This is a genomic window from Streptomyces sp. ICN903 (assembly GCF_022015835.1).
In the GTDB taxonomy this organism is placed as follows: domain Bacteria; phylum Actinomycetota; class Actinomycetes; order Streptomycetales; family Streptomycetaceae; genus Streptomyces; species Streptomyces fenghuangensis.
On the sequence record NZ_JAKMAY010000044.1, the window covers coordinates 18,568 to 27,033 of the forward strand.

The 8,466-nt window shown below is 74.8% G+C and carries 10 protein-coding genes; 6 read left to right on the top strand and 4 right to left on the bottom strand.

Features of this window, described 5'->3' with window-relative positions:
* The first annotated feature begins 24 nt into the window (after nt 1–24).
* Together L7D48_RS07185 and L7D48_RS29410 are read left to right on the top strand one after the other, a co-directional pair.
* A complete protein-coding gene (locus L7D48_RS07185; protein WP_237878111.1) occupies nt 25–600 on the top strand; it encodes an ABATE domain-containing protein in 576 nt (191 codons plus the stop codon).
* A 58-nt stretch (nt 601–658) separates the two neighbouring features.
* On the top strand, nt 659–892 hold the full coding sequence (locus L7D48_RS29410; RefSeq protein WP_237878112.1) for a CGNR zinc finger domain-containing protein: 234 nt from the start codon (nt 659–661) through the stop codon (nt 890–892).
* Nucleotides 893–961: 69 nt separating this feature from the next.
* On the opposite strand, the gene L7D48_RS07195 is transcribed toward L7D48_RS29410, so the two are convergent.
* The 4 genes from L7D48_RS07195 to L7D48_RS07210 all read right to left on the bottom strand — a co-directional run bounded on the left by L7D48_RS07195 (nt 962) and on the right by L7D48_RS07210 (nt 5,404).
* Nucleotides 962–2,152, bottom strand: a complete 1,191-nt coding sequence (locus L7D48_RS07195) for a globin domain-containing protein (RefSeq protein ID WP_237878113.1) — start codon at nt 2,150–2,152, stop codon at nt 962–964.
* 109 nt (nt 2,153–2,261) lie between these two features.
* Complete coding sequence (locus L7D48_RS07200; protein WP_237878114.1) at nt 2,262–2,714, bottom strand: Rrf2 family transcriptional regulator; 453 nt, start codon at nt 2,712–2,714, stop codon at nt 2,262–2,264.
* A gap of 12 nt (nt 2,715–2,726) precedes the next feature.
* Complete coding sequence (locus L7D48_RS07205) at nt 2,727–3,941, bottom strand: anhydro-N-acetylmuramic acid kinase (protein ID WP_237878115.1); 1,215 nt, start codon at nt 3,939–3,941, stop codon at nt 2,727–2,729.
* A gap of 113 nt (nt 3,942–4,054) precedes the next feature.
* Nucleotides 4,055–5,404, bottom strand: a complete 1,350-nt coding sequence (locus L7D48_RS07210; RefSeq protein ID WP_237878116.1) for an MFS transporter — start codon at nt 5,402–5,404, stop codon at nt 4,055–4,057.
* 288 nt (nt 5,405–5,692) lie between these two features.
* Here L7D48_RS07210 and L7D48_RS07215 point away from each other — a divergent pair, with 288 nt between their 5' ends.
* The 4 genes from L7D48_RS07215 to L7D48_RS07230 all read left to right on the top strand — a co-directional run bounded on the left by L7D48_RS07215 (nt 5,693) and on the right by L7D48_RS07230 (nt 8,420).
* Complete coding sequence (locus tag L7D48_RS07215; protein ID WP_206347554.1) at nt 5,693–5,929, top strand: hypothetical protein; 237 nt, start codon at nt 5,693–5,695, stop codon at nt 5,927–5,929.
* Nucleotides 5,930–6,053: 124 nt separating this feature from the next.
* Complete coding sequence (locus tag L7D48_RS07220) at nt 6,054–7,400, top strand: 6-phospho-beta-glucosidase (RefSeq protein ID WP_237878117.1); 1,347 nt, start codon at nt 6,054–6,056, stop codon at nt 7,398–7,400.
* A gap of 101 nt (nt 7,401–7,501) precedes the next feature.
* A complete protein-coding gene (locus tag L7D48_RS07225; RefSeq protein WP_237878118.1) occupies nt 7,502–7,912 on the top strand; it encodes an SRPBCC family protein in 411 nt (136 codons plus the stop codon).
* A gap of 106 nt (nt 7,913–8,018) precedes the next feature.
* Nucleotides 8,019–8,420 carry an OsmC family protein gene (locus L7D48_RS07230; RefSeq protein ID WP_237878119.1) on the top strand — a complete coding sequence of 134 codons (402 nt, stop codon included), beginning with the start codon at nt 8,019–8,021 and terminating at the stop codon, nt 8,418–8,420.
* Nucleotides 8,421–8,466: the final 46 nt, after the last annotated feature.

Genomic DNA, 8,466 nt, shown 5'->3' on the forward strand with positions numbered 1-8,466 from the left:
CGTGCAACCGGCTAAGGTGGTTCCATGCGCGCTGGGTTCCCCGACTTCCGCCTCGGCAACGTGCTGGCGACCAGCTTCACGGCGACCCTGACGGAGCGTCGCGGAAACGCCGTGGAGCGCATCCCCACGCCGCACCGGCTCCTCGACTGGCTGGCGGTGAACGGCCTCGCCGCGGACTCCTGCACCACCGCCCAGTTCGACCTCGCCCGGGAGTTGAGGGAGTCGATTCACGCCGCCGCGACAGCGGCCGCGCTCCACGACGCCCTCCCCGCATCCGCCGTCGAAGTCATCAACGACCGCAGCGCGGAGGGCCGGGCCGCCGCGATCCTGACGTCCGAGGGCGAGCGGCGGTGGCGGCTCGGCCCGGACTCCCAGGTGGAGGACGCCCTCGGCGTGATCGCCGCCGATGCGATCGACATCATCGCGGGCGAGCGGGACGGAAGGCTGGCCCTGTGTGCGTCACCGACCTGCCGGGCGGCCTTCTTCGACACCAGCCGGAGCCGCACCCGCAGATGGTGCGACATGAACACGTGCGGGAACCGCCAGAAGAAAGCACGCTTCAACGCCGGCCGGCGCGAGCGCCCCGGATCGGCGGAGTGACCGCCCCGCTCGGTGCGCCCGGGCGAGCCCCGCTCCTGCGGCGCGCCCGTCGCGCCGGGTGCGTCCCGACACCACCGCCGGTGTCACCGGAGCGCTCGGCCGCTGCCTCGCCATCGCCGGGCGCGCGGCCTTCGACGGCACCTGGCGCCGGCTGAAGGTCTGCCCGTCCGAGGGCTGCCAGTGGGCGTTCTACGACCACTCCAAGAACCGCTCCGGCACCTGGTGCCAGATGGCGGAGTGCGGCAACCGGGCCAAGGTCAACGCCTACCGCGCCCGCCACAGAAGGGAGTGACCCGCCCGCGCGGCCCGGGGGTGCCGCGGAGCGGGCCACCCCCGGGCCGGACGAGCCGCGCCCCGGGGCTCAGCCGACGTCGAGGCCCAGGTCGGGCCCGAAGGACTCGTAGTGGATGCGGGAGGCGGGGACGCCGCGCTCCAGCAGCTGGGTGCGCACCGAGCGCATGAACGGCACCGGCCCGCACAGGTAGGCCCGGACCCCCTCGGGGATCTCGACGCCCGACAGGTCGACCAGTCCGGTGCGCTCGGCCGGCCACTCGCCCTCGGGGCGCTCGTACCAGACGTGGAGGGCGGCGTCGGGCAGCTTGGCGGTGAGCTGCTCCGTCTGCTCGCGGAAGGCGTGGGAGGACTCGGTCCGGTCGCCGTGCACCACGGTGGTGCGGCGCGGGGAGCCGGTGGCGGCCAGATGGGCCAGCATGCTGACCATCGGGGTGCAGCCGATGCCCGCCGAGGCGAGCAGGACCGGGTCGTCGCCGTCGTCCAGCGCCACGTCGCCGAAGGGGGCGCCGACGGTGAGCACATCACCCTCGCGGACGTTCTCGTGCAGCCGGTTGGAGACCTCGCCGGCCGGGTCGCCGCCGACGCGCTTGACCGATATCCGGCGGTCGTCACCGTCGGGGGCGCAGGAGAGGCTGTACTGGCGGATCTGCCGCGCCCCGTCGGGCAGGGCGACCTGGACGGAGACGTACTGCCCCGGCCGGAAGGGCGGCACGGGGCCGCCGTCGGCCGGGCGGAGCACGAAGGTCGCCACCTCGGCGGTCTCCTCCGTGCGGCCGACCACCTTCCAGGGCCGCCACACGTCCCCGTCGCCGAGGCCGCTCGCGGCGTACAGCCGTGCCTCCATGGCGATCAGGGCCCCGGCCATCAGCCAGTACACCTCGTCCCACGCCTCGGCCACCTCGGGGGTGACCGCCTCGCCCAGGACCTCGGCGATGGCGTCGAACAGGTGGCGGTGGACGATCGTGTACTGGTCGGCGGTGATGCCCAGGGCGGCGTGCTTGTGGGCGATGCGGGCCAGCATCGCGTCGGGTCGCCGGTCGGGGTGCTCCAGCAGCATGGTGGCGAAGACGGCGATGGAGCCGGCCAGGGCGCGGCTCTGGGTGCCGTTGGCCTGGTTGCCCCGGTTGAACAGGTCGCGCAGCAGCTCGGGGTGGGCGGCGAACATCCTGCGGTAGAAGACCGGGGTGATGTCGCCGATGGCGGCACCGATGGCCGGCAGGGTGGCGCGTACGACGGCGGTGGACTTCTCGGACAGCATCACTGCCTCCTTAATTCGCACTAGAAATGCGAGTTTTAGGGCGCGCGGAACCACTCCGCGGCACCTCGTTCGGTTCGCGGCCGGATCGGATACGGGTCGGGCCGGGCGGCTACGCGGGGGGTGGCGGGCCGGTGAGCAGGCGGAGCATCACGGGCCCCGACGGCCCGCCCACCAGATCCCGCACCGTCAACGGGTCGAGCGTCGCGTAGAAGGCCTCCTGGGCCTCGTACAGCGCGGACCGCAGGCGGCACGCGCCGCGCAGCGGGCACGGCGCGGACGGGTCCTCGCAGCCCACCACGTCACCGGTGCCCTCCAGTTGCCGGACGAGCCGGCCCACGGAGGCCTCCCGGCCGGCGGCGGTCAGCTCCAGTCCGCCGCCCCTGCCGCGCCGGGCCTCCAGCACACCCATGCGCTGGAGGCGGCTCACCACCTTGGACACGTGCGTGTAAGGCGCGGCCACCGACTCGGCGACCTCCCGGGAGGTGGGGACCTCGCCCTCGTCCATCACCGCCAGGCGCATCACCACGCGCAGCGCCAGATCGGTGAACTTCGTCAGCCGCATGCCATGAAGATATCAATGCGCATCTGTGATGCGAATTTGGGGGTCGTGTGAAGGCCCGGTCCGGGCCACACGGAGCCGTGCGGGCGCCGGACCGCCCCAGGGCCTCGGCAGCGGTCCGCCCCGGCCCGGTGTGATCGATCCCAGCACCCGGGCGTGGCGCGCGCCGGTGCAGGCCGGGACCGTGCCGGGCAGGCCGAGGGCCGTGAGGAAGCCCAGCAGCGCGAAGGCGTACGCCTCCTTGGCGCCGGAGGGCAGGCCGAGCCCGTCGGACACGCGCACCGGGATCCCGGCCAGGGCACGGGCCAGCCGGGCCAGCAGCACGGGGTTGCGGGTGCCGCCGCCCGAGGCGATCACCTCGGTGCCGCCGGCGGCGCGTACGGCGTCGGCGACGGTGCGGGCCGTCAGCTCGGTGAGGGTGGCCAGCACGTCCTCGGCCGGAAGATGTCCGAAACCGGCCAGGGCGGTGCGCAGATAGGCGGCGTTGAACAACTCCCGGCCGGTGGTCCTGGGCACGGGCCGGGCGTAGTACGGCTCGGCCAGCAGTCTGTCCAGCAGCGGCCGGCAGACGGTGCCGGCGGCGGCCAGCGCGCCGTCCGCGTCGTGGTCGGCACGCCCCCCGGTCAGCTCCCGCACGGCCGTGTCGAGCAGCACGTTGGCGGGCCCGGTGTCGTACGCCAGCGGGCCGCGCGCCCCGTGCGCCACCGTGATGTTGGCGATACCCCCCAGGTTGAGGGCGACGGGCGTCCCCGGCCGGCCGCGCAGCCACATCACGTCCAGGGCGCTCACCAGCGGCGCGCCCTGCCCTCCGGCGGCCACGTCGCGCGGACGCAGATCGGAGACGACCGTGCGGCCGGTGCGCTCGGCGATCCAGGCGGGCTGGCCGAGTTGGAGGGTGCCGCGCACCCGGCCGTCCTCCGTCCAGTGATAGACGGTCTGCCCGTGGGAGACGACCAACTCCGTTTCCCTGGAGCACAGTTCGCGGTCTGCGCGGTCGGCCGCCGCCGCGAGGGCCTGCCCGAGGAGGGTGTCGAGCCGGCAGACCGCGGCCATGGTGGTGGACGACGGCGGGAGCGCCGTGAGCAGTTCGCGGCGCAGCCCGTCGGGGAAGGCGCACTCGAGGTCGCCCAGCGGGGTCAGGACGACCGCGTCGCCCTCGATCTCCAGATCGGCGGCCGCCGCGTCGATCGCGTCGCAGGACGTCCCCGACATCAGTCCGATCACCCTCATGCCCGTGCCCTCCGTCTTCTCCGTGCCGTCCCCGACGTGCCGTCTTCCCCGTGCCGTCCTCGCCGGTGCGCGACGTCCGCGCCGTTCGCACCGCGCGCGCCGTCCGTGCCCGGTCAGTCCCGCAGCGCGCGCCGGTGGTCGTCGCCGCGCAGCGCGAGCAGCGCCGGCAGGCCCACCGTGCAGACGACCACCACGTACAGCGCGGGGATGTCGGCGTCGCCGGTCCGCTTGATCAGCTCGGTGATGATGAGCCCGGCCGAGCCGGAGAAGACCGCGTTGGACAGCGAGTACGCCAGCCCCAGCCCGGTGTAGCGGACGGTGGTGGGGAACATCTCGGCGAGCATCGCCGGGCCGGGCCCGGCCAGCAGCCCCACCGCCGCGCCGGCCGCGAACACCGCCGCCGCCCTGGCCGCCCGGGAGGCGTCCGGGTCCTGGAGGAGGCCCAGCAGGGGGAAGGCGAGGGCGATCAGCACGACCGTACCCGCGACCATCACGGCCCGCCGCCCGATCCGGTCGCTGAGCGCCCCGGCGGGGAGGATGGCCAGCGCGAAGCCCGCGTTGGCCACGACCGTGGCCAGCAGCGCCTGCTGGAAGGAGGCCCCCAGGGTGCTCTGGAGATAGGAGGGCATCACGACGAGGAAGGTGTATCCGGCCGCTGACCAGCCCATCAGGCGGCCGATCCCAAGTGCGACGGCCCGCCGGGTCGAGGCGGCGGACGGTGGGGAGGCCTCGGCGGGCGCGGACTCCGCGCCTGATGCGCGGCGGAAGGAGGGCGTCTCCTCCAGCCGCAGCCGCAGCCACAGCGCGGCCAGCCCCATCGGCACGGCCAGCAGGAACGGCAGCCGCCAGCCCCAGCCCTGGAGGTCCGCCTCGTCCAGCACCGTGGCCAGCAGTGCGGCCAGGCCCGCGCCGGCGAGCAGGCCGAGCGCCACCGTGAACGACTGCCAGGCCCCGTACAGCCCGCGCCGGCCGGGCGGCGCGAACTCCGTCATCACCGACACCGCACCGCCGAACTCCCCGCCGGCCGACAGCCCCTGGAGGACGCGGGCGAGGGTGAGCAGCCACGGCGCGGCGGCGCCCACGGTGGCGTACGTCGGCAGCATGCCGATGGCCGCCGTGGCGGCGGTCATCAGCGAGACCACCAGGATCAGGGTGGGGCGGCGGCCGATCCGGTCACCGATCCGGCCGAACAGGGCCGCGCCCACCGGGCGGAAGAAGAAGGCCAGCGCGAAGGAGGCGTAGGTCTTCACCAGGGCCTCGATGTCGCTCGCGCCCTCGGGGGTGAAGAACCGCGCGGCGATGATCGTCGCGAAGTACCCGTAGACCCCGAACTCGTACCACTCGATGAAGTTGCCGACCGATCCCGCCACCAGGGCGCGCCGTGAAGCGGGCGGTGCTGCCTTCTCTTCGCCTGCTTCGCCGTTCCCCGGCTCCCCGTCCCTGGCCTCCGCGGTGGCCGTCATCGTCCCGTCCTCCCGGTCCGTCGGTGCGCGCGCCCTGCCGGGCCCCGCCGTGGGTGTCACGGCCAGTCATGCCCCGTCGGCGGGGAGGAGATGTCCGGAAGCCGGACTTTATCGCCGTGAGCACGTCACATCGTTCGCACCGCGACGCACCGGCGCGTCGGCCGGGCGGGTGGTAGCGGTGCGCCGGTCGGAGCCCGGCCGCCGCGTCGCGGAGGGGGCCGCCGGGCGTCCGCGGCCATCCTTGCCGCTGACCCACCCAGCGGACGACCGGCGGAAGGGACACATGTCATGAGCGTGTGCGAGGTGTGCGGCAACGACTACGAGATGGCCTTCGAGGTGCACGCGGCGGGCGCCGTCCACGTCTTCGACAGCCTGGAGTGCGCGGCGCACCGGATGGCGCCCATCTGCGAGAACTGCCAGTGCCGCATCCTGGGCCACGGTTCGCAGTCGGCGGACGGACGGTTCTTCTGCTCCGCCCACTGCGCGCGGACGCAGGGGCACGTGGAACTGGTCGACCACGGCTGAGCGGCCCGGCGGCCGGCCCGTACCCCGGCACGGGGCCGGTGTGAGACCGTGGCCGCGTGAGACATGACGTCGTGACGACGATGCCGCGGACCGTGCCGGGAGCGGCTGCCGGAGGTGGCCGGGCATGAGACTCACCGTGCTGGGCGGCGGCGGGTTCCGGGTGCCGCTGGTGCACCGGGCGCTGCTGGAGGACGCAGGGGACCGGGCCGGCCGCGTCACCGAACTCGTCCTGTACGACACCGACCGCGCCCGGCTGGACGCGATCGGCGCGGTCCTCGCCCACCAGCGCGGGCGGCACACCGGCCCGGCCCCCGCGCTGCGCGCCACCACCGATCTCGACGACGCGCTGCGCGGCGCCGACTTCGTCTTCTCCGCCATCCGGGTCGGGGGCCTGGACGGCCGGGTGCGCGACGAGCGGATCCCGCTGGCCGAGGGGGTGCTGGGGCAGGAGACAGTGGGCGCGGGCGGCGTGCTCTACGGCCTGCGCACCCTGCCGGTGGCCGTGCGCGTCGCCGAGCGGATCGCCGAACTCGCCCCCGGTGCGTGGACCATCAACTTCACCAACCCGGCGGGGATGGTGACCGAGGCGATGGCCGCCGTCCTGCGCGAGCGCGGCCTGGGCGAACGCGTCATCGGCATCTGCGACTCGCCCGTCGGCCTGTGCCGCCGCGCCGCGCGCGCCCTGGGCGCCGATCCGGACCGCGCCGGCTACGACTACGTGGGCCTGAACCACCTGGGCTGGCTGCGCCGCCTCACGGTGGACGGCCGCGACCGGCTGCCCGAGCTGCTGGCCGACCCGGCCGCCCTCGCCTCCTTCGAGGAGGGCAGGCTGTTCGGCGCCGACTGGCTGCGGACGCTGGGCGCACTGCCCAACGAGTACCTGCACTACTACTACTTCAACCGCGAGGCGGTCGCCGCCGTCCGCGGGGCCGGGGCCACGCGCGGCGAGTTCCTCCACGGCCAGCAGTCCCGCTTCTACGAGCGGGCGCGGCCGGACGACCCCGCGCAGGCGTACGGCGAGTGGGAGCGCACCCGCCGCGAGCGCGAGGAGACCTATCTGGCCGAGAGCCGCGAGGCCTCCGGCGGCTGGGAGCGCGACAGCTGCGATCTGGAGGGCGGGGGCTACGACCGGGTGGCGCTGGCCCTGATGCGGGCGATCGCCCGGAACGAGCGCACCACGCTCATCCTGAACGTCCCCGGCCGCGGCGCCGTCCCCGGGCTGGACGGCGACGCGGTGGTCGAGGTGCCGTGCCTGGTCGACGCCTCCGGCGCGCACCCGCTGGCGGCCGGCACCGTGGCGGCCGACCAGCTCGGGCTGATGCTCACGCTCAAGGCCGTGGAGCGGGCAGCGATCGAGGCGGCGCTCACCGGCTCGCGCGAGGCGGCGCTGCGGGCGCTGGCGCTGCACCCGCTGGTGGACTCGGTGGGGGTCGCCGGACGGATCCTGGACGCGGCGGGCGGGTTCGGCTGACCGTGCCGGAGGCGGGCCGGCCGGGGGACGCGGGGATGCCCGGCCCGGATGGGGGTACGCAGTGCCGGGTCCGATGTCGTACGACCCGAAAGCGAGATCCGGTGAGTGAGTACGAGCGTTCCCGCACCATGCCCGCCCTGCCCGAACTGGTCTTCGACCAGGTCAGCGATCTGGAGCGGCTGGACCGCTGGCTTCCGTCGGACCTCCACGCCCATGTGGAGGACCCCCCGGCCGTGACCGTGCACGAGGACCGCACCGGGCACGACGTCCGGGCCCTGTTCCGCACCCGGCCCGACCAGTTCCGGGCGGAGTGGGGTACGCGCGACGAGGGCGCGTACGCCGGCTGGCTCCAGGTGGCGGGCATCGGCAGCGGCGCCAGCGAGGTGACCGTGCACCTGTCCTTCTTCGACGAGAGCCACGCACCCTCGCGCGAGGAGGTCGACACCTCCCTCGACCGGAGCCTGGACAGGCTGGAGGAGGAGGTGCGGATGCGCACCGAGGACGCGGGCTGAGACGGAGGGCCCTGTGCGGAGGCCCGCGCGAAGCCGGGCGGGGCGCCTTCGAGGCGTCACGCGTTCGGGGGCGCCTTCCGCCGGAGCGCACGGGTAGATCTTCCCCATGGCCCCAACCCAACAGGATCTGTACACCGCCCAGGCCCGCTCCCTGCACGGCACCGGCCGGGTGGACGTCTCCGGGAGGGCCGGCCTCCCGGTCGGCGCCCCCAGCGAGCTGGGCGGCAGCGGGCACGGGTACGACCCCGAGCAGCTGTACGCGGCCGCGCTGGCCACCTGCCTGCACCAGGCGCTGGTCATCGCGGCCACCGAGACCGGTGTGGACCCCTCCGGCAGCGAGGTGACCGCCCGCGTCCGGCTCAGCAACGGCGGCGCCCAGCACTACCGCTTCGACGCCACCGCCGACGTCTCGCTGCCCACCGCCGAGGGGGACCGGCGCAGCCGTGTCATCGAGCAGGCCCTGCGCATCTGCCCGCTCGGCGACCGGCTGGACCCGCCGCCGGCCTGACGGACCGGACCCCGGGCCGCTTCTCCCTCACCGCTCCCCCCGGACC